This is a genomic window from Bosea vestrisii (assembly GCF_030144325.1).
GTDB lineage: Bacteria > Pseudomonadota > Alphaproteobacteria > Rhizobiales > Beijerinckiaceae > Allobosea > Allobosea vestrisii_A.
Genome location: NZ_CP126307.1, coordinates 835,699 through 859,159 on the forward strand (window position 1 = coordinate 835,699; position 23,461 = coordinate 859,159).

The following is a 23,461-nucleotide window of genomic DNA, read 5'->3' on the forward strand; positions in this document are numbered from 1 at the left end:
CCGGCGCAGCCTGCGCCAGCGGCTTGATCGACGCCGGCGCGGAGCCAAGGCAATGTCAGGCCGCATCGGTCACCACCGAAACACAGCCGGCGTGCAGCGGACAGAGGCTGCCGCAATCGGCGACGCCGGCCAGCAGGTAGCGCAGGCAGCAGAGCTTGCGGCGCCGAACCGGCTCCCCCTGCTCGACGGGGTAACGCACCGCCTCGAACATCGGGTTGCGCTGTCCGGAGGGTTTGAGACGGCGCTCCAGCCGCTGGCGCGCCGCGGCCAGCCCATCCGTATCGGCGAGCTCGGCCGGCAGCTGCTGCAGCGTCCATTCGAAGATCGCCGCCGCATTGGCCCAGAGCAGCCGCGGCGACACCCGGAACTGCGCCGCAAAATGGCTGATCAGCGGCGCGACATGGCCGTCAAACAGGCGCGCGAAGGGATCGCTGCCGTCAACGCGTCGGCCGCCTTCGTCGGGGATGACGATTGCGCTCGTCAGCCCGGCCTCCTGAGGCACGACCGCGATCCGGTTTAGCTCCAATGGCAGATCGCGATTGCACAGCAGGATTGCCGCCGTCGCCGGGATGAGCAGTGCGCCGAAATGCCATTGCGTCCACATCGAGACGAGCGCGCGTCGGTCGCTGTCCGGATAGAGCGTGGCGAAACGCGCCATCAGCCGGTCGGCGGCGCCCGTCAGCAGGTTGGGTCCCGAGATCGCTTCGCGGGCGCCGCCGGGCAGCACGAGCTTGTCCCTGTACCAGGCCAGCGCCTCCGGAAAGCTGGCGGTGAAGGATGGCAGCGCCGCTTCGTTCATCCGGGAGCCGTCTGCTCCCGCAGCTCCGGCCGCACCGCGGTCGCCGTCCGGCCCAGCAGGGCTATCAGCGGTGCCGCGACCAGGGCAGCCCCGGCCGCCAGGGCAAAGCAGATGCCATAGCCCCAGCGCTCCGCGACCCAGCCGGCGCCGATGCCGCCGGCCATGCTGACCAGCCCGTCCATGCATTGCAGCAGGGTGAAGTCGACGCCGGCCTGGCGCGGATCGGACAGCGCCATGAAGCGGGCATAGAGTGCGACGAAGCCGAGCGCCATGATGCCGGACGAGCTCGCCAGCGCCAGCGCAAGCACGGCCGGCTGCGGCAGACCGCGCCAGGCGGCGAAGGCGAGGCCCGCAAGCGAAGCCGCCTGCAGCAGCAGCGCCAGGACCAGCACACTGCGCGCACCGAGACCCCGCACTAGCGCGCCGCCAAGCAACGCGCAGGCGAAGCCTACCGCGAGGCCGCCAATGCCGTTGACGATGCCGAGCGAAGCGAGATCGAGCCCGCTGTCGACGAGATAGGGCCCGAGCATCGCAACACCCCATTTCTGCGCCGGCACATAGATGGCGGCGAGCAGCAGGCCGGCGCGCATCTCCGGCCGCCGCAGCGCCTCCTTCAGCGAAGGCTGGTGCGTGCGCCGTGCCGGTGCGGCGGGTGCCGGAGAGAGCAAAAAGGGTAATGCCAGCAACAGAAGCAGCCCAGCCATGGCGAAGGTGGCGAGCTGCCAGTCGAGCCGTGCGACGAGGACGAGGAACAGGCCGGAGCCGAGCGCCGAGCCGAGATAGGCCCCGCCGACCTGGGCCGCATTGCCCCAGCCGTGATGGGCCTGCGCCAGCGTCTCGACCGCATGCCCGTCGCAGGCGATGTCACCGGTCGAGGCGGAGAACGCGATCAGCACGAAGACGGCGATCAACGGGACGAAGGCGATCGGGCCGATCAGGCCGACGGCGACCAGCCCCGCGGCCGAGACCAGCGTCGTCGCCAGCACGATCGTCCGCGAGCGGGCCGGACCGGTATCGGGCAACCGGTAGCGCTCGATCGCCGGCGCCCACAAAAACTTCAGCGCCCAGGGCAGCACGGCAAGATAGGTCAGGCCGATCTGGTCGAGCGGCAGCCCGCGCTCGCGCAGCACGCTCGGCAGGGCGATGAAGGTCAGCCCACCGATGATGCTCTGGCCGACATAGAGCCCGCCAATCGCGAGGACGATCGCCGCCGGCGACAGCAGCAGCGCCCTCACCAGCGATAGCGCAGGCTGGCGATGACCTTGCGTCCCTCGTCGAAATAGCAATAGCCGGCGGTGCAGGTCTGGTTGACCTCGTTCAGCAGGTTGGTGGCGTTGACCTGCAGCCGCATGCCCTTGAGCTGAGGGCTGAGGTTCTCGAGATCGTAGCGGATCGAGCCGTCGACGAAGGTGCGCGCCTTGTTGTCGATCACCGGCCGGCCGAGATTGTCGCCAAGGCTTGAGCCGACATAGCGCACGCCGCCGCCGATCCCGAGCCCGCGCACCGGCCCGCTTTGGACCGTATAGTCGAGCCAGAGCGAAGCCATGTGGTAGGGCACGCTGGACAGCGGGTTGCCGACCGTCTCCGCGGTCAGCTTCTTGATGCGCGCGTCATTGTAGGAATAAGAGGCCTGCAGGCTGAGCCCGTTCGCCAGCGAGGCGACGCCCTCGATCTCGAAGCCGCTCGAGCGCAGATCGAGCTGGACCTGGCGGTTGAGGCCGTCGACGACCTCGTAGACCACCCCGTTCTCCTGGCGGATACTGAAAACAGCCGCGCGCAGCGAGGCGTTGTAGCCCGGCAGGTCGTATTTCACGCCGAGCTCGGCCTGCTTGCCGCTCGTCGGTTGGGCGATGCCGCCATTCAGCACCGTGCCCGGATTGGGGACGAAGGAGGTGCCGTAGCTGACATAGGGCGCGAGCCCGAAATCGGTGACGTAAGACAGCGCGGCGCGGCCGGTGAACTTGCCGTCATTGCGCTTGCTCTCGGTTGGGACGGCGCCGGCAGCGCCCGCCTCGAACTTGCTGTCGACCCAGTCCTGGCGAACACCGGCCGAGAGGCGCCAGTTCCCCCATTTGACCTGGTCCTGCAGATAGACGCCGGTCGTGGTCAGCGTCTGCTCGGTCCGCCACAGGAAGGCGGGATTGTAGCCGAGCAGCACGCCGCCGAAGGCTTCCTTGCTCTTGTAGTGCAGCCGGCTGACATCGACGCCGGCGAGCAGGGTGTGGTCGACCGCCCCGGTCCGGACCTTCGCCTCGAGCGAGGTGTCGACCGAGAAGCCTGCGGTGTTCTCGCGCGTCAGGCCGGGGTCGAAATAGACATATTGCTGGTTGTTGCCGAGCTGCTGGTACCGCGCCCGCTGGCGCAGCGTGAAGACCTCGTCGAACTTGTGCTCGAACTCGTAGCCGATGCGGGCCTGCTGCTGGCGGAAATCATTGTAGCGCTTGTCGCCGACATAGAGCTTGGTCGCGCCCAGGGTCTTGGACAGCACATTGCCCTGGCGATCGACATAAGGGCCGTACTGGTTGAGATAGGCCGCCGTGCCACCCGTGGTCGAATCCATGTACTCGCCGAGCACGGTGAGCTTGGTCGCCTCGTTCGGCTTCCAGGTCAGCGCCGGCGCGATGAAGATGCGGTCGTCCTTGATCGCGCTGATGTCGCTCTTGGCGTCGCGGATGACGCCGGTCAGCCGGTAGAGCAGCGTCCCTTCCGGATTGGCCGGGCCGGACAGGTCGAAGGCGAACTGCTTGCGGCCGAAGGAGCCGCCCTGGATCTCGATCTCGCGGAACGGCGTCTCGGTCGGCCGCTTCGAGATCAGGTCGACGATGCCGGCGCTGGTGCTGGCGCCGTAGATCGCCGAAGCCGGGCCGCGCAGCACGCTGATCCCTTCCAACCCGTAGGGTTCGAGCCGCATCAGCCCGTTCGGGCTGCCGATCTGGCGCAGGCCGTCGCGGAAGACGGCGTTGTGGGTGACGTCGATGCCGCGGATGGTGAAAGCGTCGTAGCGCGGATCGAAGCCATAGGTGCCGATGCGCGCGCCAGGCGTGTAAGCTAGGGCCTCCAGCAGGTTCTGCGGCTTGCGCTGCTCGAGCTGCGTCTGCGTCACCGTCGAGATCGACATCGGCGTCTCGAGCAGCGGTGTGTCCGTCTTGCTGGCGCTGCGGCCGGATGTGGCGACATAGCCGTTGGCGCTGAAGACACCCTTCTCGCCGCTGCCCTGCCCTTCGACCACGATGGTGTCGAGCTGGATCTGCCGGCCTTCGGCCCCCTGCGCCAAAGCGGCGATGGGAGCAAACAGCAGCGCGGACGAGCCCAGCAGGGCAGAACGAATATTCACGGCACACGACTCTCGACGAAAAACGACGATCGCGGCCTAGCAATCAGGATTATTCAGGTCAATACATTATAGTTTTGAATTATTACAGATAAACATATCGAATTTATACTTCAGATATCGAGCAATACATTTTGACGCGGTATCATTATTGCCCACCGCTCTGGCCACGGGCAAATTGCGACGGCCTCCAGCGCGACCGTCCAGATTCCCACCGGGACGACCATGCCTGCGCTGCTCTGCGCATCTGCCTTGCACCGCAACCCAAACCCAATAAATAAGGAGATCAAGGAGCGGCCTCCGGAATGACCCTGAACGAATCGATCTCGCGCGCTCGCCGCGACCCCGCCATCAAGCTGCATGGGCCCGAGGCCTTCGCGGCGATGCGCAAGGCCGGCCAGCTCACGGCGCGCGGCCTCGACATGCTCGCCGGCGAGGTCAAGCCCGGCGTGACCACCCAGCGCCTCGACGATCTCGCCTTCCAGTTCGCCATGGACAATTCAGCCTATCCGGCAACGCTGTTCTATCGCGGCTACACCAAGTCGATCTGCACCTCGATCAACCATGTCGTCTGCCATGGCATCCCCGACGACAAGCCGATGCGCGAGGGCGACATCGTCAATATCGACTACACGCTGATCGTCGACGGCTGGCATGGCGATTCCAGCCGGATGTTCGGTGTCGGCGACATTCCGCGCAAGGCCGAGCGGCTGGTCGAGATCACCTATGAGAGCCTGCTGCGCGGCATCCGCGCCGTGCGGCCCGGCGCGACCACCGGCGATATCGGCTTTGCCATCCAGCGCTATGCCGAGGGCGAGCGCTGCTCGGTGGTGCGCGATTTCTGCGGCCACGGCCTCGGCCAGGTCTTCCACGACGCGCCCAACATCCTGCACTATGGTAGCCCCGGCGAAGGCGTCGAGCTCAAGCCCGGCATGCTCTTCACGATCGAGCCGATGATCAATCTCGGCAAGGCGAGCGTGAAGGTGCTCTCCGATGGCTGGACGGCGGTGACGCGCGACCGCTCGCTCTCGGCCCAGTTCGAGCACACGATCGGCGTGACCGACACGGGCTGCGAGATCTTCACGCTCTCCCCGGCCGGCCTCGACAACCCGCTCGCCCGCGCATGAAAAACAGCGGCAACGGCAAGTCAGCCCCGATCGCCGCTGCCCCTGCCGATGCTCCGCCGCACCATCTCGGCCATCGCGACCGTTTGCGTCAGCGCTTCCTCGACGGCGGCGACGCCGCCCTGCCCGATTATGAACTGCTCGAGCTCCTGCTCTTCCGCTCGATCCCGCAGCGCGACGTCAAGCCGCTCGCCAAGCAATTGATCCAGCATTTCGGCTCCTTTGCCGAGGTGATCGGCGCGCCTGTCTCGCGCCTGACCGAGGTCAAGGGCATCGGCGAGAGCGTTGCGCTCGACCTCAAGATCGTCGAGGCGGCGCTGAAGCGCACGATGAAGGGCCAGGTCGCTAAGAAGCCCGTGCTCTCCTCCTGGTCCTCGGTGATCGACTATTGCCGCCTCGCCATGGCCTTCGCCGAGCGCGAGCAGTTCCGCATTCTCTTCCTCGACAAGAAGAATGCGCTGATCGCCGACGAGGTGCAGCAGACCGGCACGGTCGACCACACCCCGGTCTACCCGCGCGAGGTGATGCGCCGGGCTCTGGAGCTCTCGGCCACAGCGCTGATCCTGGTCCACAACCACCCATCGGGCGACCCGACGCCGTCAGGCGCCGACATGCGCATGACCCGCGAGCTGGTCGATATCGCCAAGCCCCTCGGCATCGCCATCCACGACCACATCATCGTCGGCCGCGATGGCCATGCCAGCTTCAAGGGGCTGGGGCTGATCTGACCGACGCGCCGTTATCGGGAATGCAGCGCGCCGACGCTCGCCGGCAATGCCGAGCTTGCGCGTGCCTGCTCGCAAAGCCATGCGCAGAGATGTCGCGGCGCCTGGCGAGAGTCATCGGCGCGCACCAGTGCAAAGTGCCATGCCGGCCCGCTCAGGACGCATGAGAACGGCGCGATCAGCCGGCCTTCGGTCAGAAGCGGTTGAAACAACGAAGGTGATAACAGCGCCACACCCGCACCTGCCAATGCGGCATTGGCATCCAACTCATGTGTTGGATAGTCGACTGCGGCAAAGCGTAGACGCTCCAAAGCTCCGCATTGAGTTTCCGCAAACCAGCGCTTCCAGTCAGGGTGGGGCAAAAGTTCGAAATCCGCCAGTTCTCCGGGCTCCGACAGCAGTCGCCCGCCAAGCAGCGAAGGCGCCAGCATCGGCGTTACTTCAACGGGAACGAGCGGAAATTCTTCAAGCCCGCCCCACCCGCCGCGGCCTGTCCTTATGGCAACATCGAATGCGTGCGGATCGCGTATCTCCGACGAAACGTCGAGTTCGACCTGGCCAGCGCCAGGCGCAGGGTATCGCGCCAGCCGCGGCGCAAGCCAGCGCGATGCAAATGTTGGGGGAGCCGTGAGTCTGAGCGGAGGGACGGCGGATCGAAACTCATCGACCGCCGCCGCGATCCCCGCCAACGCTTCGCGAATCCGGCCGGCCAGAACCGATGCGGCCGCCGTGGGGACCACCCGCCGACCGGCGCGCACGAAGAGTGCCTGATCAAGTTCGGCCTCCAGCGTGCGAATGCGCAGGCTGACCGCCGCGGGCGTCAGGAACAAGCGTTCGGCAGCGCGAGCGAAACTACCAGCCGAGACGCATGCTTCCAGTACGCGCAGAGATTCCAGCGACGGTCTCATGATCAGTTTCTCTTGTGATGACGACAAGCAAAGCGCGTTTTGAGGCGAAAGCGCGCCTGCTTACGGTCGCCTGACACAGAGGAGACAGGTATTGTCCCTGCAATCGCGCCCATTGTTCACACTTTTGCTCTCGCTGCATCCAACGCTGGATCTGGGGCAGACGCCAGCCGGCGGTCGACGTATTTTTGCTGTGTCTGGCGGCCACTTCGAAGGAGAGCGCCTGAAGGGAACGGTGTCGCCGCTGATCGGCTCCGATCTCCTGCTCGCCCGCGCCGACGGGACATTTCAACAGGACGTCAGACTTCTTCTTGTCGCCGACGACGGGGGCTTGATCCTGATGACCTATCGCGGCGTCAGGCGAGCCTCGCGGGACGTTGACGAGCGTCTGGCCCGTGGAGAGCCAGTCGATAGCTCCGAGTACTATCTTCGCACGACGCCCTCTTTCGAAACCTCCGCACCGACGCATGCCTGGCTCAACGGCATCATCGCCGTCGCCAAGGGAGGCCGCTGTCCGGGCGGCGTCGAATACGAAGTTTTTGAGATTCTCTAATACGGCGACCACGCGCGTGAGCCTTGCGAGCTGGTCTGATCTGACGCCCTGGCGCAAGGGCGTCACGGACGTCATGGTCGGCCTTGAGCCGACCATCTCAGGCCGGAGGAGGCTCCGGATGGCCTTCTCGTCCCGAGATTCTCGGGTCGGCGCAATGCGCCGCCCGTGAATGACGCGCTTGATCACACCTCCCGCAGCGCGATGCCGAACTCCCCCAGCCGCCGCATCAGGTGGCCGGTGTCGACCAGCGTCTCCGGCAGGTGCAGGCCGGGCTGCCATGGCCCAGTTCGGCAGCCAGGGCTTCAGCCTTGGCGGTGTCGCGACCGGCGATCACCAGCGGCAGCTCGGGATGGAGCTGGCAAGGCGCGCGCCGCACGCGAATTATTGCGCGGCCATATCGACGAAGGGCGGGCCGCGGCGACGCTGGCGACGCTGGTCACGGCGACGATCCGCGCTCCGATCTCGACGGCGGCGAGCTGACCCTGCCCAAGAAACAGGCAAGCCTAGCCAAAGTGCTTGGCAACAGACCTCTTTCCGAAGGCGAGCGAATGCGCATAGGCTACCTGAAATAGGGGAAGACGCCTGCATGGTCGCATTCGATGAGATGACGGGTGGGGAAGGCGGCCTGCGGGCGGCCTATGGTGAACTGGACCGCTGGCTGAAGGAGGCGCCGCCCGAGATGCTGGCGCTGCGGCGCAGCCAGGCCGAGCTGTTCTTCCGCCGCATCGGCATCACCTTCGCTGTCTATGGCGACGAGGAATCGACCGAGCGGTTGATCCCCTTCGATATCATCCCGCGGGTGCTGACCAAACCGGAATGGACCAAGCTGGAGAAGGGGCTGCGCCAGCGCGTCACGGCGCTCAACATGTTCCTTGCCGATGTCTACGGGCCGAAGGAGTGCCTCAAGGCCGGCATCATCCCGCCCGACCTGGTCTATCGCAACGCCTGCTACCAGATGCAGATGGTCGATTTCCAGGTGCCGCACGGCATCTACTGCCATATCGCCGGCATCGATATCGTCCGTGTCGACGCCGACACCTTCTACGTGCTGGAAGACAATGCCCGCACGCCCTCCGGCGTCTCCTACATGATGGAGAACCGCGAGGTGATGCTGCGGCTCTTCCCCGAGCTCTTCGCCACCCACCGCGTCGCGCCGGTCGACAACTATCCCGACCAGTTGCTGGCGACGCTGCGCTCGGTCGCGCCGCGCACCGCCTCCTCCGACCCGACGATCTGCCTGCTGACCCCCGGCCAGTATAACTCGGCCTTCTACGAGCACTCGTTCCTCGCCGACAAGCTCGGCGTCGAGCTGGTCGAAGGCTCGGACCTCTTGGTCAAGGACGACGTCGTCTACATGCGCACGACGCAGGGGCCGAAGCGCGTCGACGTGATCTACCGACGTATCGACGACGATTTCATCGATCCGCTGGTGTTCCGGAGCGATTCCGTGCTCGGCGTGCCCGGCATCATCGGCGCCTACAAGGCCGGCAATGTCACGCTGGCCAACGCGGTCGGCACCGGCGTCTCCGACGACAAGGCGGTCTACAGCTACATGCCGGAGATCGTGAAGTTCTTCACCGGCGAGGAGCCGATCCTGAAGAACGTGCCGACCTATCGCTGCCGCGAGCGCGAGGCCAACGCCTATGTACTCGACAATCTCGAAAAGCTCGTCGTCAAGGAGGTCAACGGCTCCGGCGGCTACGGCATGCTGGTCGGCCCGCACTCGAGCAAGCAGCAGATCGACACGTTCCGCAAGAAGTTGAAAGCGCAGCCCGAGGGCTTCATCGCCCAGCCGACGCTGGCGCTCTCGACCTGCCCGACTTTCGTCGCCTCCGGCGTCGCACCCCGCCATGTCGACCTGCGGCCCTATGTGCTCTCCGGCGCCAACGGCATCTCCTGCGTGCCGGGCGGGCTGACCCGTGTCGCGCTCAAGGAAGGCTCGCTGGTGGTCAACTCCAGCCAGGGCGGGGGGACCAAGGACACCTGGGTGCTCGATGCATGAACCTGCGGGAACGCCTTCGACCCAGCCCCGTGCGCAGTCCGAGCACCAGCGCGAACCGCATCTTGCCAGAAGACCGGACCTGATCATGCTTTCCCGTACCGCCGACAGCCTCTATTGGGTCTCGCGCTATGTGGAGCGGGCCGAGTATCTCGCCCGCATCCTCGACGCCACGACGCGCCTGACCAACCTGCCCTCAGCCTATGGCGGAGCCGGCACCGAATGGCAGAGCGCGGTCGCCACCGCCGGCTGCGAAGAAACCTTCGCCAAGGCCTATGGCGAAGCGAACGAGCGCAATGTCTGCGATTTCCTCAGCTTCAATCCGGACAACCCCACCTCGATCCGCAACTGCTTCGCGCTCGCCCGCTCGAACGCCCGCGCGGTCCGCACCGCGCTGACCTCGGAGATGTGGGACGCGCTCAACGGCGCCTGGCTCGAACTGCAGCGTTTCGAGCGCAAGCGCATGGACCGTGAGGAGTTCGCGCGTTTCCTCGACTGGGTGAAGAGCGTCTCACTGGCCTTCGACGGCTCGGCCTACCGGACGATGCTGCGCGACGACGGCTACTGGTTCTCGCGGCTCGGCGTGAACGTCGAGCGGGCCGACAATACCGCCCGCATCCTCGACGTGAAGTACCATGTCCTGCTGCCCGAGACCGAGCAGGTCGGCGGCTCGCTCGACTACTTCCAGTGGACCACGATGCTGCGCGAGGTCTCGGCGCTGACCGCCTATCACTGGGTCTATCGCCAGGCCGTGAAGCCGGTGCTGATCGCCGACCTGCTGATCCTCAACCGGCGCATGCCGCGCTCGCTGGCCAGCTGCTACGAGAACATCTCGCGCTTTCTGGACCAGATCGGCGACGCCTACAATCGGCACGGACCAGCGCAACGCCAGGCCCGCAAGACCCTGACCAATCTCGCCAATACGCCGATCGAGGCGGTGTTCCAGCGCGGATTGCACGAGTTCATCGAGGACTTCATCACCGAGAACAACCGTCTCGGACACGTCATCGTCGAACAATACCTGCAATAGGGCGTCGCTTCCGCTCCCGAATTTGGATTGCTTGCCGCATGCGGATCCGGATTTCCCACAGCATCGCCTATTCCTATGCCGAGCCGGTACGCCAGCTCCGGCAGGTGCTGCGGCTGACGCCGCGCGACCATGACGGCCAGCACGTCATGTCGTGGCGCGTCGCGCCCAGCATCGACGGGCGGCTGCATGCCGGGCAGGACCCGTTCGGCAACATCGTCCATGACTTCACCGCCGATGGACCGATCGAGAGCTACACGATCGAGATCAACGGACTGGTCGAGACCGTTGATCTCGCCGGCGTGGTCCGCGGCGTGACCGAGAAGGCTCCGCCGGACGTGTTCATGCGCGACACCCGCCTGACGCAAGGCAGCGAGCCGCTTCGCACGCTTGCCGACAAGGCCGCCGGCCGGGACGGCAGCGACCTGAGCAAGCTGCACGCGCTGCTGGAGACGATCCACGCCGAGATCCGCTGCGTGCCGACGGCCGACCATCTCGGCATCGGCGCCGCGGCCTGCGCAGAGGCCGGCGAAGGGATCCCGCAGGACGTCGCCCATGTCTTCATGACTTGTGCCCGCCTTTTGGGAGTCCCCGCGCGCTACGTCTCCGGCTATGTTGCGGCATCGGATACGCTGCCCCACGCCGACGGCGCCCACGCCTGGGCCGAGGTCTATCTGCCCGATTATGGCTGGATAGGCTTCGACAGTGCCAATGGCCTCTGCCCGATCGACACGCATGTGCGCGTCGCAACCGGGCTCGACTATGCCGATGCCGCCCCGGTTCGCGGCGCCCGCACCGGTGGCCAGGGCGAGAGCCTCCTGGTCGAAGTCAGCGCCCAGGCGGCCAAGCCGCGCTTCCAGGGGCAATAGCAGCGGCATCGCATTGTCGCTGTCATGGCAGCCTGATACCAGCCTCGCACGCCGTGTCGGCGTGCTGCGGAGATCGATCTTGACCTATTGCGCCGGCATCCTCGTCCAGGACGGTCTCGTGATGATCGCCGATACCCGTACCAATGCCGGGCTCGACGACATCTCGACCTTCCGCAAGCTGCATGTCTTCTCCTGGCCGGGCGAGCGGACGATGGCGCTCGCCACAGCCGGCAACCTCTCCGTCACCCAATCGGTCGTCAGCCTGCTACACGAGGGCGTCCCCCACCCCGAGACTGGCGAGCCGGAGACCTTGCAGAACGTGTCTTCGATGTTCCGCGCCGCGCAGCTCGTCGGCCGCGCGGTCCGTCTCGTGCGCGCGACCGACGGCGAGGCGCTGCGCGACGCCGGGGTCAAGTTCGACATGTCCTTTTTGTTCGGCGGGCAGATTCAGGGCCAGCCAATGCGGCTCTTCATGGTCTATTCGGCCGGCAACTTCATCGAATGCGGCATGGATGCGCCCTTCCTGCAGATTGGCGAGCACAAATACGGAAAGCCGATCCTCGATCGCGCCGTCACCTTCAAGACCCATCTCTATGATGCACTTAAGGTCGGCCTGATCTCGATGGACTCGACCATGCGCTCCAATCTCGGCGTTGGCCTCCCCATCGATCTGATCGTACTCAGGCGCGACGCGGCTGCGCCCGAGCTCAATCGTCGGATCGAAGCCGGCGAACCCTATTTCCACGATCTGCGCGAGCGCTGGTCGGCGGCGCTCCGAGCCGCCCACATGGCGATCCCGCGTCCGCCCTATGAGCCTGCTGGCGAGTAGCACCAACGGGTCGGTGCAGGCGAAAAGAAATGCAACTTCACTGATTTCTCGGCGTCGCCGGAAACCGGATGGCAAGATTCCCCTGTCAAGGTCCGTCGCTAGCGTGCCGCCACAGGTCAGGGCCTTTGCCGACTTTCGTTAAGATGACGGACACCGAATCGTCGGCGCGCATGCTGACCCGCACGCTGGCGACGCTGGCCTGTGCCTTCGCGCTCGTGCTGGCAGCGGTTCTGGGCGTGATGTTCGCAATGGTGAGCAACGCCAACCAGCTCGAGATGGTCCGGCAGCGCGAGCGCGTCGAGGCGGCGCTGGCAACCCAGGTCCATCTGCGGCGCCTGCGCTTCGAGAATCTCCAGGCCGCCGGCGTGCTGGCGCCCGTCCTCAACAGCGTCCTGCCTAACGCCACGCTGCAATGGGCCTTCGCCCAATTGGCCAATCGCTTTCTCGATTTCGACGGAACCTACCTGGTGACGGCTTCGGGACGGGTCCTTGCCGGGGTGGAGCGGCGCCAGGCCGGTACCCAAGCCGATTATGGGGCACTGCTCCGACTCAGGCCCGACCTGCCCGGCGGCGACGCACCGACGCAAATGCATGGCATCGGCAATGGTCCGGTAAGAGCCACGCTGACCTATGATGGGACCGGCACGGTCGGCATCATCTCGGCCGATCTGCGCTCGCCCGGGGCCGCCGCCGAAGAACCGGGCTCCGAGGCCGCCGCCTTCATCGTCGGCCATCGCAAGGTTATGCAAGCCCAGCTCGATGAGCTCGGCTTCCGCTATCGTGTTCCCCGGCTGGAGATCGTGACCGAGCGGCCAGCGCACCCGCTGTTGCGGCGCGACATCCCCTCCCCCGACGGTTCGGTGCGAGCCTGGCTGAGCTGGACGCCGGAACGCCCCGGCGACGCCATGATCAGCCAGTTCGCCTGGGCGCTGGGCGCGGTCACGGCCCTCTTCATCGCCCTGTTTGCCTACGTCCTGCATCGCCTGCGCAGTGCAGCCCAGCAGATCGCCTCGCGCGAGAGCCAGATCCAGCGACTCGCCGGTCAGGACGAGCTCTCCGGTCTGCCCAACCGCCGGACCTTCGATCTCAGGCTCGACCAGGAGCTGGCTCAGCTCGGCCGAAACAAGAGCGCGCTCGCCGTGCTGATGCTCGATCTCGATCGCTTCAAGGCTGTTAACGACACTTATGGCCACAATGCCGGCGACGAGTTGATCCGCCAGGTCGCCAAGCGTTTGACCACGATCTTGCGCGTCGGCGACACCGTCGCCCGCCTGGGCGGCGACGAGTTCGGCATCATCCAGACCCATATGGATGCGCCGAATGCCAGTGCCACGCTGGGTCAGCGCATTCTCGATGCGCTGACCAGCCCGTTCGAGATCGGCGGCGTCGCCGTCACCATCGGCTGCTCGATCGGCATCGCCCACGCACCGCAGGACGGCGCCGACCGCAGCGTACTGCTGCGCCTCGCCGACACCGCGCTCTACCAGGCGAAGAACGAAGGTCGAAACCGCTATTCTTTCTTCGAGCCCCAGATGAACCGGGCGCTGCAGCTCAAGCGGACGGTCGAGGAGGATCTGCGCAACGCGATCGCTCGTGACCAGCTGCTGCTGCACTATCAGCCGCAGGTCTCGATCGACGGCTCGAGCATCATCGGTGTCGAGGCGCTGGTACGCTGGCCGCACCCGGAGCACGGATTGATACCACCATCCGAATTCATCGGCATCGCCGAAGAGCGCGGCCTGATCGTTCCGCTCAGCGAATGGGTGCTGCGCCGCGCATGCGAGCAGGCTCGGCAATGGCCCGGCATCAAGCTTGCTGTCAACGTCTCGCCTATCCAGTTCCGCCACAAGGATTTCGTCGCCAGCGTGATCCGCATCCTCGAGGAGACGGGCTTCGACCCCGACCGGCTCGAGCTCGAGCTGACCGAGGGCGTCGTGGTCGAGGATGCCGATGCGGCGGAAGCTGCGATGATGGATCTGCGCGCCCATGGCGTCAGCCTGGCGCTGGACGATTTCGGCACCGGCTATTCGAGCCTGATCTATCTGCGCCGCTTTGCCTTCGACAAGATCAAGATCGACAGATCCTTCCTCGAATACATGGAAGCCACCGGCGAATCCGCGATCCTCGTCCATTCGGTCGTCCATCTCGGCCGGGCACTCGGCCTGCGCGTCTGCGCGGAAGGCGTCGAGACGGCCGAGCAGCACCGCTTCCTGCAGGCGATCGGCTGCCACGAATTGCAGGGCTTCCTGTTCTCGAAGGGCGTGCTGCCCGAAGAGATCGACCGGCTGCTGGCGCTCGACCGGCCGTTCGAGCAGGCCCTGGCCGCCTGAGCGGAAGTGCTTAGAAGAAGCTCGCCAGCCAGCTCACCAGCGCGTAGGCAAAGCCCGCCGACAGAGCGAGGCCGATCGCGCCGACCACCGCGCCGACGATGATCAGGACGCCGTCGCGCTCGACCAGGCCGAGGCCGACCAGGCAGACCGCGAGCCCGAGCGGAATCTGGCCGATGAACGGCGCCGCGACGATCAATCCGAGCGCCAGGATCAGCAGCACAGCGCCGAGCACGGGCAATGCAAACGGGCCGCCGAGCATGGTCAGACGCGGCTTCGAGAAGCGCTCGAGCCGGATCAATGGCGGCAGCGCCCGCTGGACGGCGCGAGCGAGATCAGCCTGGGCGATGCTGCGACTGAGCAGCCGCTGCGGCAGCCAGGGCGTGGCGCGGGCCATCAGCATCTGCGCGGCGACGAAGGCGAGAACCAGGCCACAGACCAGTGGGATCGGCGGCGGCATCGGCAGGCAATTCGGCAAGCCGAGCAACACCACCAGCAAGGCATAGGCACGGTCGCGCAAAGCCGCGACGATGTCGCCCACGGCGGTACGCGGGCCCGGCAGATGGGCGAGCGCGGTCAGCAATCCGGAAGTGCGCAAGGGGGAGGACAATAGGCTCGCCGGGGGATGAGCAGGGCCTGCGGCCTAGCATGCCCGGCGCCGGCCCAACAACCCTGCTGCGGCGCATGGCAGTCAGTGCAACGTCAGCACGCCGTTCACGTTCACGATCTCGGCCGGGCGGATCAGCCCCGCATGCGCCACCCTGATCGAGTGCAGCGGCCCGTCGAGTTCGCGCCGCCAGAAATCGAGAAATCTGTGCAGCTCCGGAAAGCGCGGCGCCAGGTCGTACTCCTGCCAGACATAGGCCTGAAGGAAGTCTGGATGATCCGGCATTCGGTAGAGGATCCTGGCGGTCGTCAGGCCGTAGCCGGCCAGCTGACGGATGAAATCCTGCGAGACCATGACCGATGCGCTCCTTGACGAGAAGAGGTTAGCCGGTTGCCGCTCAGGCTGCGCCGCGATGGTTAACAAAGGCTTGCAGGAATCTCGCCACCTGCCACACTCATGACGTGTACGGGTACCGTCCGCCTATAAGGACGGAAGGGGCGTTGGCGTGGCGTGGGGGATCGCGAGCCGATCAGGCATGCTCGCGCGCGGCATGGCCGCAGCGCTCGCGCTCGCATCACCAGCGCTGAAAGCGGACCCTGCACTCATGGAACGCCCTCCGCTCTCGCTGGTGATCTTCGGCTCGCTCGAGGGCGGTGCGGGCAAGACCTATGGCTCCATCGGATTCAAACGGGCATTCGGTACCTTTGGCGGACTCGACGCCAGCGGCTTCCGCCTCGAGGCGAAGTGGGGAGCGAGCGTCGAACCGGTCCATCGCAAGCCGTCCATAGGTCGTCTCTACAGGACGGAGTTCCACACCCTACTGGGCTATGAATGGCGCATCAACGACAGCTTCCTCACGCTCTCGGCCGGGCCCGCGGTCGAGGCCGCTTACCGCGAGACCCGCCAATATCTCGGCTTCGAACACAGCCGGGCGCTGCGCCTGCAGGCAGATTTCTGGTCGAGGCCAACGGACAACTCGGTTCTGCAGGCGAATGCCTATGCGGTCCTGACCGATGGCGGTCGCTATTGGGGCCGCCTGTCTCCAGGCTGGCGGCTGATCGACGAGCTCTATCTCGGACCCGAGATCGAGGCTTATCGCGAGCGCGAGTATCATAAGGTGCGCCTCGGCCTGCACCTTACCGGCCTGCGCCTGTTCAGGCTGGGCTGGCGCCTGGCCGCGGGCGTCCAGAAATCGCGCAACGAGAAGTCCGGCACCTATGTCACGCTGGGGCTTCACTGGAAGCGTTGACGCGAGGAATCTGGGAGGGCAGCCATGCAGGACAACGCACCATCGCAGCAATCATCGATCGCATCGGCCTCGCCGGTCGCTACCGATAAGCCGCCGTTGCGCCGGCACCTGCTTTTCCTGGACGGGACCTGGAACAGCGACGATCGCGAGGGCGAGCAGACCCATATCGTGCGCCTGCGCAACCTTGCCATGCCGAAGGTCAAGGCGGCCGCCGCGGGCGGAAAGCCCGAAAACACGATCTGCCTGCAGTCGATCTACTACGATTCCGGCGTCGGCACCGGCCTTTCCAGGCTCGACCGCTTCGTCGGAGGCGCAATCGGCGCCGGCCTTTCGACCAATGTCCGTCAAGCCTATCGCTATCTCAGCGCGGTCTATCATCCCGGCGACGAGATTTGCGTTTTCGGCTTCTCGCGCGGCGCCTACACGGCGCGCAGCCTGGTCGGCTATATCGCCGCCTCCGGCCTGCTCAGACGCGAGCATTGCTCCGAGGCCAATGAGACCGCCGCCTGGGCCTATTACCGCATTCCGCCCAAGCAGCGCTTCCCCGGCAGTGCCGCCAGCCGCGACAGGCTGGTGCACGAAAACGTCCGCATCCGTGCCATGGGCGTCTTCGATACCGTCGGCGCGCTCGGCATTCCCTCGACCTGGGCCCGCGTGATCAACCGCCTCTTCCTGCAGTTCCACGATACCGAGGTCAGCCGGATCGTCGACTACGCCTTCCATGCGCTCGCCATTGACGAGAAACGCGAGCCCTTCCAGGCCGCGGTCTGGCAGCGGCCGCGCCATGAGGAGTTCAAGCGGATCGAGCAGGTCTGGTTCCCTGGCGTCCACAGCGATATCGGCGGCGGCTATTCCGATCACCGGCTCGGTGACATCGTGCTGAACTGGATGATCGAGCGGCTGACGCGCGGACCCGGCACCGAAGCCGAGCCGCACGTCCACTTCTACGGGGCTCAGGGGCCGATGCCTCCCGCGCCCAGGCGCAAGTCGGCCCGTGTCACAGCCTCTTCAGCCTCCGGAGCATCGGCTCGCCGGCTCGGCCCAATCGAGCCCGACGAGGATACACAAACGCCCGGCGTCACCGACGACAATCTCGCGCCGCAGAACGAATCGCGGACAACCTTGTATCGCCTGCTCTATCCGTGGCCGCTGCTGCGGCTGATCGGCCAGACCTGGCCGCGTGGCGATCGCGCCGCGATCCGCCGCAGCTTCGCGGTCAACGAGTTCCAGCCATTCCAGGACCCGATCGGCGAGATGGTCCACTGGTGCGCGCTGGTGCGGCTCGGCCGCAGCGTCGAGATCGCACAAACCGCCTCCGCCAAGGACAAACCATCCGTCTACGCGCCACCGAACCTGGTCGCCGTCTTGCCCAACATCCTGATGACCTATGTCCGCGATGGCGACCAGCTTTCCGGTTCGCACCAGGATGCGCTCGACGGGATGAGCCAGCTGGCCGCCGACATGCGCCGGAAGGCCGCCGCCGACCGGGACATCCACGAGGTTCGCGTCATCAGGCATCTGCCGGACCCCGGCGCTCCCGAGCTGCTTCGCGTCCGGGAGCTAGATCCGGAGATCGCCGAGGACTGTGTCACCGTGCTCGGCCAATTGCTGCGGCTGTGGCGCGCCGGCCTGCTGAGCGCCGCCTGAACCTCAGCTGCGCGGGCCCTGCCCCGTCAGCGCCCTGAGCGCTTCGGGCGTGTCGATGTCGAGCGCGATGGCGGGATCGTCGAGCGCGATCTCCTCGACCGCATCGCCGGCCGCGTCGAGGAGTCGCCGCGCGCCCTGATCGCCGCCGAGCTTGGCGACCTCAGGGAAGATGGCCCGCGAAAGCAGCACCGGATTGCCGCGCTGACCGAGCAGCGTCGGCGCAACCGCGAGCGCGTCGGGCCGATCGGCGAAGGCCTGCGCCAGCCGGTCGATCACGCCGGCGGTGACGTTCGGCATGTCACCAAGCGAGACGACGACCCCGGAAACGTCCTTCGGCAGCGCCGCGAGCCCGACCTTGAGTGAGCCCGACAAGCCCTCGGCGAAGGCCGGGTTGTGCACGACGATGACGTCGAGCCCGGCGAGCGCGGCACGAACCCCATCTTGCTGGTGGCCGGTGACGACGATCACCGGCGCGGCGCGCGAGGCGATCTGCGCTTCCACGGCATGGCGCACCAGCGGCTTGCCGCGCACCTCCTGCAGCAGCTTGTTGCCGACGCCCATGCGGGTCGAGCGCCCGGCGGCCAGCACGATGCCGGCGACGGGCGCGGCCTCACCACGACCGGGCGCACGCGGCTGCGGCCGCGAGACGATCTCCATCAGGAGTCCGCCGACTCCCATCCTCTGGATATCGGCACGGCTGACGGGCACGCCGGCAAGGCTGCGCTGCAGCACCCAATCGAAGCCGTTTTCCTTGGGCGAACGGGCACAGCCCGGTGCGCCGATCACCGGCTTGCCACCCAGCGTGCCCAGCATCAGCAGGTTGCCGGGATCGACCGGCATGCCGAGATGCTCGACCGTGCCGCCGGCCAGGGTCAGGGCTTGCGGCACGACGTCGCGCCGGTCGGTGATGGCCGACGCACCGAAGACGACGACGATCTCGGCCGGCCCGGCAACCGCCTCCCGGATCGCCTCTGCCAGGGGCGGGCTTTCATGCGGCACGCGCCGGTCGCGTTCGATCGCGGCGCCGGCCGGTTCGAGCCGCTCGGCCATGGTGCGCAGGGTCTTGTCGACCACACTGGTCTTCAGGCCCGGCAGCAAGGTCGAGACGACCGCGATCGATTTCAGCCTGTACTCGGCGATCGCGATCGGCCTGTCGGCGCCGAGCCGCTCGAGCGCCTCGGCGACGCGCTTTTCCGGTACGGCATAGGGAATGATCTTGACCGTACCGACCATCTCCCCGGCGACCACCGGCTTCAGCGCCGGCAGGGTCGCGACGGTGATCGCCTCGTCGACGGCATTCAGCGCATCGATCACGGCCGTATCGATCCGCAGGATGCCGGCCGCTGCGGCGAACAGATTGACCCGGCCGGTGAACGGCGCCTCGGTCACCACCGCCCGGCCCGCCAGCGCCCGAGCCAACTGCTCGGCTGCGGTGTTCTCGTCGATGTCTCCGGCCTCGAACTGCACTGCGACGATCTCGGTCAATCCGGCCGCGGCGAACCTGCGCGCATCCTCGTCGCTGATCGTCGCGCCCTTGCGCACGATCACGTCGCCGGCGCGCACGGTGTGGGCCGCGACGCAGCCGGCGGCTTCGGCGATCGGGACAGGGCCAAACTTCATGGAGCGTTATCTCTCAAGCGGGCTGGCGCCGCGGGCCGCGCAACGCCTGCACGATCTCGCCGAGGATGGCGAGTGCGATCTCGGCCGGGGAAACCGCGCCGATGTCGAGCCCGATCGGCGCGTGGATGCGCTTTACATCGGCCTCGCCGAAACCGGCTGCGACGAGCCGCTCCAACCGCTTGCCATGCGTCTTCCGGCTGCCGAGCGCGCCGATATAGAAGCAGTTCGAGCGCAGCGCCGCGATCAGCGCCGGATCATCGATCTTCGGATCATGCGTCAGTGCGACGAAGGCGGTGTAGCCGTCGAACGGCACGCGCTGCAGGGCCTCCTCCGGCCACTCCGCCAGCAGGGTCACCTCCGGGAAGCGCTCCTGCGTGGCGAAGGCGGTGCGCGGGTCGATGACCGCGATGTCGAGATCGAGCAGCTTGGCCATCGGCGCCAGCGCCTGCGAGATATGGACGGCGCCGGTGACGACGAGACGCAGCGGCGGCGCTTGCACCGTCAGGAAATAGGCCTTGCCCTCGACCTCGGCAGTGCCGCTCTTGCCGCTGCGCAATTGCTTGTCGAGCGCCTCCGCCAACGGATCGCTGGAAAGATCGGCCTCCTTCACCAGGCGCTGCTCGGCCGAACCGAGTTCGGTCACCAGCACCGTTGCGCGCCGGGCGGCGCGCTCGGCATTGAGTACGGAGAGAAGTGCGAGATCCATCGGCCAACTCAGTTTCGGTCAAGCGCGATGCGGGCGCCGAGCCCAATCAAAATGGTACCGCCAATCGCCCGGATCACGCGTTGCGCTACACCATTCGCGGCGACTTTCGCCTGCATGTAGGAGGCGGTCAGCACCGTCAGGATCGAGGAGGAGGTGAAGAGCAGGTTCACCACGACGCCGAGGATCAGGAACTGCGCCCAGAGCGGCAGGCTCGCCGACGGATCGACGAATTGCGGCAGGAAGGACACGAAGAAGATCGTCGTCTTGGGGTTGAGCAGCTCGACCGCAAGGCTGTCGGCAAGGGCTCGCATCGGCGTGCGCGGCGCCACATCGGCAGCGGCCTCTACCGGCGCGACGCGGCGGAAGAAGCTGATGCCGAGCCAGATCAGATAGGCGGCGCCGACGAGCTTCATCGCCAGGTAGAGCTCCGGCACGTGCCTGAAGATCGCCGACAGGCCGAAGGCAGCCGCGAGTACATGGACATAATCGGCGAGGTGAACGCCGAGCACTGCCATGAAGCCGGCCTTGCGGCCGCGCGACATGGTCTGGGCAGCGATGTAGAGCACGGCCGGGCCCGGGATATAGGCGAAGACGAGCGTCGCCAGGACGAGCGCGAAGAGGACTTCGATCGACGCCATCTGATCAGCCCTTGTCTGTCGCGAGCTTGAGGCCGAGCCCGATCATCAGCGAGCCACCGAGCCAGCGCCCGAAGGCGAAGCCGGCCCTGCTCGCCTTCATCGTCTTCATCACCAGGCTGGCAGCGAGGGCAGTGATCAGATCGGCCGAGGAAAAGGCGAAGTTGACGATGGTGCCGAGGATCAGGAACTGCGCCCAGACCGGCAGCGCGGCGGCAGGATCGACGAACTGTGGCAGCAGCGCGATGAAGAATAGCGCGACCTTCGGATTCAGCACCTCGACGATGAAGGAATCGACCAGGGCGCGCCGGACCGTTTTGGCCGGCGCCACGGCCTGCGGCTCGGGGCCACCCAGCTTCGAGCGGATCATGCCGATGCCGAGCCAGACCAGATAGAGCGCGCCGACGATCTTCACGGCAACGTAGAGTTCAGGCACGTGCTTGAACACGGCCGACAGGCCGAAGGCCGCGGCGATGACGTGGACATAGCAACCGAGATGGATGCCGAGCATCGCCATCAACCCGGCCTTGCGGCCATGGGCGATGGTCTGCGCCGCCGTATAAAGCAGCGCCGGACCGGGGAAATAGGCGATGAGCAGCGTCACCGTCGCGAAGGCAAGGAGCGTTTCCCAGGAGGCCATCAGTCCGTTTCCCTAAGCCCGAACCGGCTCGACATAGACCTTGATCCGGCCGCCGCAGGAGAGGCCGACCTGCCAGGCGGTCTCGTCGGCAACGCCGAATTCCAGCGTGCGCGGCTTGCCGTCGGCGATCACGTCGCCAGCCTCGGCGACGACCGCGCCCTCGACGCAACCACCCGAGACCGAGCCGAGGAAATTGCCCTCGCCATCGATGACGAGATGCGAGCCGACCGGGCGCGGGGCCGAGCCCCAGGTCTCGACCACGGTGGCGAGCGCGACGCCGCGCCCGGCCTTAGCCCAGGCCTCGGCGGTGGCGAGGATGTCGGTGTCGGTGCTGATCATGGCTGTCGCCTGTCGTTCAATCACATCTGAGAACTGCACTTCAGAACGCCTACCTGCCCCCTCTCCCCCTTGCGGGAGAGGGTTGGGGTGAGGGGTCGCACCGCCCTGTCCGTCAGCCCCTTCGAGAAGGGCGGACATGTCGCGAGACCCCTCATCCGTCTCGGCTTCGCCGAGCCACCTTCTCCCGCAAGGGGAGAAGGGAGACCCGCGCTAGACAGATCATGACTCAACCCGCCTTCTTCAACCACTGGCGCGGATCGGTGATCTGCCGTGCATCGGACGACAATGCCGTGCAGAGATCGGCCATCGCTGCGAGGTTGTGGATCGGCCGGAACTGGTCGACATGCGGCAGCATCATCCGGATGCCGCTGGCGCGCGCCTCGAAAGCGTCATAGCGCAGCAACGGGTTGAGCCAGGTCAGTTGCCGGCAGGAGCGGTGCAGGCGGTCCATCTCGAAGGAGAGATCGGGACCGAGATGCCGCTCCAGCCCGTCGGTGAAGAGCAGCACCACCGCCCCGCCCGCCAGTACCCGGCGTGACCAGACCCGGTTGAAGGCGTGCAGCGCCGAGGCGATGCGCGTGCCGCCCTCCCAGTCTGGCGCCGCCTTGCCTGCCAGCGCCAGCGCCTCGTCGGGATCGCGGGCGCGCAAGCTGCGCGTGACATTGGTCAGCCGTGTGCCGAAGACGAAGGAATGCACGCGCCGGCGCTGCTCGGTGATGGCGTGCAGGAAATGCAGGAAGATGCGCGAATACTCCGCCATCGAGCCGGAGATGTCGACGAGCGCGACAAGCGGCGGATGCACCTCGGCTCGCTCGCGGAAGGCGAGGTCGATCGAGGCGCCGCCGCCTCTGAGCGAGCGACGGAAGGTGCGACGCGGATCGATCCGCGCTCCGGCATGCGCCGCCTGGAAGCGCCGCGTCGGCACGGCGTCATTGGGTAGCCTAAGCTCGGCGATGAGCTGACGCGCCTTGGCGATCTCGGCCGCGCTCATCTGGGCGAAATCGCGTGATTTCAGCGTCTCGCGCTCGGAGACGGTGAGCCGCGCCGTAAGCTCTGTCAGCTCGACCGGCGGCTCCTCCTCGCGTGGCGGCGGGGTGAAGGCCTCGGCGACGCGCAAGGCGCCCGCTTCCGGCTTCTGCGGCTCGCTGTCGACCCGCGGCGTCACTGGCGACATCTGCGCCATCAGCTTCTCGATCAGCCCGCGCCGGCGCCAGAACAGCCGGAAGGCCTGGTCGTAAACCGCTGAATCCTCATGCTTCTTCACGAAGATCGCATGCAACGCCCAGTAGACGTCATCGCGGCCGCCGAGCGCCCCGTCGGCCAGCGCCTCGACTGCCTCGACCACCGCGCCCGGCCCGACGCGCAGGCCGGCGCCCCGCAGAGCGCGGGCGAAATAGGCGACGTTTTCGGCAAGCTTGCCGCTCATGCCGCGACGACGTTGAAGCGCGAGCGGCTTCCCTTCTCCTGGATGGGAGAAGGTGGCGCGGAGCGCCGGATGAGGGCCTGCCGTTTCCGCAGAAGGCGCGGCGG

23 protein-coding genes are annotated in these 23,461 nt (G+C 66.6%); 10 read left to right on the plus strand and 13 right to left on the minus strand.

The genetic code is table 11. The annotated features are described in order from the left end of the window. Positions 1-55: 55 nt before the first annotated feature. The 3 genes from fhuF to QO058_RS04095 are packed head-to-tail and all read right to left on the minus strand — an operon-like array spanning position 56 to position 4,133. Positions 56-799: a siderophore-iron reductase FhuF gene (fhuF, locus tag QO058_RS04085; protein WP_284170498.1), complete on the minus strand. Its 744-nt coding sequence runs from the start codon at positions 797-799 to the stop codon at positions 56-58. Then, complete coding sequence (locus QO058_RS04090; protein ID WP_284172811.1) at positions 796-2,037, minus strand: MFS transporter; 1,242 nt, start codon at positions 2,035-2,037, stop codon at positions 796-798. Before QO058_RS04090 ends, fhuF begins: the two co-directional genes overlap by 4 nt. Beyond that, the gene (locus QO058_RS04095) at positions 2,031-4,133 is read right to left on the minus strand and encodes a TonB-dependent siderophore receptor (RefSeq protein WP_284170500.1); all 2,103 of its coding nucleotides are present in this window, start codon (positions 4,131-4,133) and stop codon (positions 2,031-2,033) included. The genes QO058_RS04090 and QO058_RS04095 overlap by 7 nt, the downstream gene beginning before the upstream one ends. 302 nt (positions 4,134-4,435) lie before the next feature. On the opposite strand from QO058_RS04095, the gene map reads away from it, so the two are divergent. After that, complete coding sequence (map, locus tag QO058_RS04100; RefSeq protein ID WP_284170502.1) at positions 4,436-5,257, plus strand: type I methionyl aminopeptidase; 822 nt, start codon at positions 4,436-4,438, stop codon at positions 5,255-5,257. Continuing rightward, the gene (gene radC, locus QO058_RS04105) at positions 5,254-5,982 is read left to right on the plus strand and encodes a RadC family protein (RefSeq protein WP_284170503.1); all 729 of its coding nucleotides are present in this window, start codon (positions 5,254-5,256) and stop codon (positions 5,980-5,982) included. Before map ends, radC begins: the two co-directional genes overlap by 4 nt. Positions 5,983-5,993: 11 nt before the next feature. On the opposite strand, the gene QO058_RS04110 is transcribed toward radC, so the two are convergent. After that, complete coding sequence (locus QO058_RS04110) at positions 5,994-6,887, minus strand: LysR family transcriptional regulator (RefSeq protein WP_284170505.1); 894 nt, start codon at positions 6,885-6,887, stop codon at positions 5,994-5,996. 91 nt (positions 6,888-6,978) lie between these two features. On the opposite strand from QO058_RS04110, the gene QO058_RS04115 reads away from it, so the two are divergent. Further along, a complete protein-coding gene (locus QO058_RS04115; RefSeq protein WP_284170507.1) occupies positions 6,979-7,437 on the plus strand; it encodes a DUF3237 domain-containing protein in 459 nt (152 codons plus the stop codon). A 226-nt stretch (positions 7,438-7,663) separates the two neighbouring features. On the opposite strand, the gene QO058_RS04120 is transcribed toward QO058_RS04115, so the two are convergent. Then, on the minus strand, positions 7,664-7,813 hold the full coding sequence (locus QO058_RS04120) for a hypothetical protein (protein ID WP_284170508.1): 150 nt from the start codon (positions 7,811-7,813) through the stop codon (positions 7,664-7,666). Between the two features lie 210 nt (positions 7,814-8,023). Between QO058_RS04120 and QO058_RS04125 the strand changes: the two genes are divergently transcribed. From QO058_RS04125 to QO058_RS04145, 5 genes are all read left to right on the plus strand, one after another. Beyond that, positions 8,024-9,439 carry a circularly permuted type 2 ATP-grasp protein gene (locus QO058_RS04125; protein ID WP_284170510.1) on the plus strand — a complete coding sequence of 472 codons (1,416 nt, stop codon included), beginning with the start codon at positions 8,024-8,026 and terminating at the stop codon, positions 9,437-9,439. An 85-nt stretch (positions 9,440-9,524) separates the two neighbouring features. After that, entirely contained in the window at positions 9,525-10,466 is a 942-nt protein-coding gene (locus tag QO058_RS04130; RefSeq protein ID WP_284170512.1) for an alpha-E domain-containing protein, read from the plus strand. A gap of 38 nt (positions 10,467-10,504) precedes the next feature. Next, positions 10,505-11,332: a transglutaminase family protein gene (locus QO058_RS04135; RefSeq protein WP_284170514.1), complete on the plus strand. Its 828-nt coding sequence runs from the start codon at positions 10,505-10,507 to the stop codon at positions 11,330-11,332. Positions 11,333-11,411: 79 nt separating this feature from the next. Next, positions 11,412-12,161: a proteasome-type protease gene (locus QO058_RS04140; protein ID WP_284170515.1), complete on the plus strand. Its 750-nt coding sequence runs from the start codon at positions 11,412-11,414 to the stop codon at positions 12,159-12,161. A 143-nt stretch (positions 12,162-12,304) separates the two neighbouring features. After that, a complete protein-coding gene (locus tag QO058_RS04145; protein WP_284170517.1) occupies positions 12,305-14,491 on the plus strand; it encodes a putative bifunctional diguanylate cyclase/phosphodiesterase in 2,187 nt (728 codons plus the stop codon). A 10-nt stretch (positions 14,492-14,501) separates the two neighbouring features. Here the strand turns inward: QO058_RS04145 and QO058_RS04150 are convergent, their stop codons facing one another. After that, positions 14,502-15,098: an exopolysaccharide biosynthesis protein gene (locus QO058_RS04150; protein WP_432212010.1), complete on the minus strand. Its 597-nt coding sequence runs from the start codon at positions 15,096-15,098 to the stop codon at positions 14,502-14,504. Positions 15,099-15,179: 81 nt separating this feature from the next. Continuing rightward, a complete protein-coding gene (locus tag QO058_RS04155) occupies positions 15,180-15,449 on the minus strand; it encodes an usg protein (RefSeq protein WP_284170519.1) in 270 nt (89 codons plus the stop codon). Positions 15,450-15,699: 250 nt separating this feature from the next. On the opposite strand from QO058_RS04155, the gene bcsS reads away from it, so the two are divergent. Together bcsS and QO058_RS04165 are read left to right on the plus strand one after the other, a co-directional pair. Beyond that, entirely contained in the window at positions 15,700-16,344 is a 645-nt protein-coding gene (bcsS, locus tag QO058_RS04160; RefSeq protein WP_284170520.1) for a cellulose biosynthesis protein BcsS, read from the plus strand. A 24-nt stretch (positions 16,345-16,368) separates the two neighbouring features. Beyond that, positions 16,369-17,991 carry a DUF2235 domain-containing protein gene (locus tag QO058_RS04165; RefSeq protein ID WP_284170522.1) on the plus strand — a complete coding sequence of 541 codons (1,623 nt, stop codon included), beginning with the start codon at positions 16,369-16,371 and terminating at the stop codon, positions 17,989-17,991. A gap of 3 nt (positions 17,992-17,994) precedes the next feature. Here QO058_RS04165 and QO058_RS04170 read toward each other — a convergent pair whose 3' ends face one another. From QO058_RS04170 to QO058_RS04195, 6 genes are all read right to left on the minus strand, one after another. Then, positions 17,995-19,611, minus strand: coding sequence for an NTP transferase domain-containing protein (locus QO058_RS04170; protein ID WP_284170524.1), 1,617 nt, complete (start codon positions 19,609-19,611; stop codon positions 17,995-17,997). Positions 19,612-19,624: 13 nt separating this feature from the next. Continuing rightward, positions 19,625-20,317 carry an XdhC family protein gene (locus QO058_RS04175; RefSeq protein ID WP_284170525.1) on the minus strand — a complete coding sequence of 231 codons (693 nt, stop codon included), beginning with the start codon at positions 20,315-20,317 and terminating at the stop codon, positions 19,625-19,627. Between the two features lie 8 nt (positions 20,318-20,325). Next, positions 20,326-20,955: a LysE family translocator gene (locus QO058_RS04180; RefSeq protein WP_284170527.1), complete on the minus strand. Its 630-nt coding sequence runs from the start codon at positions 20,953-20,955 to the stop codon at positions 20,326-20,328. 4 nt (positions 20,956-20,959) lie between these two features. Next, the gene (locus QO058_RS04185; RefSeq protein ID WP_284170528.1) at positions 20,960-21,592 is read right to left on the minus strand and encodes a LysE family translocator; all 633 of its coding nucleotides are present in this window, start codon (positions 21,590-21,592) and stop codon (positions 20,960-20,962) included. A gap of 12 nt (positions 21,593-21,604) precedes the next feature. Continuing rightward, positions 21,605-21,931, minus strand: a complete 327-nt coding sequence (locus QO058_RS04190; RefSeq protein ID WP_057188819.1) for an XdhC family protein — start codon at positions 21,929-21,931, stop codon at positions 21,605-21,607. Between the two features lie 226 nt (positions 21,932-22,157). After that, positions 22,158-23,357: a vWA domain-containing protein gene (locus tag QO058_RS04195; protein WP_284170531.1), complete on the minus strand. Its 1,200-nt coding sequence runs from the start codon at positions 23,355-23,357 to the stop codon at positions 22,158-22,160. Positions 23,358-23,461: the final 104 nt, after the last annotated feature.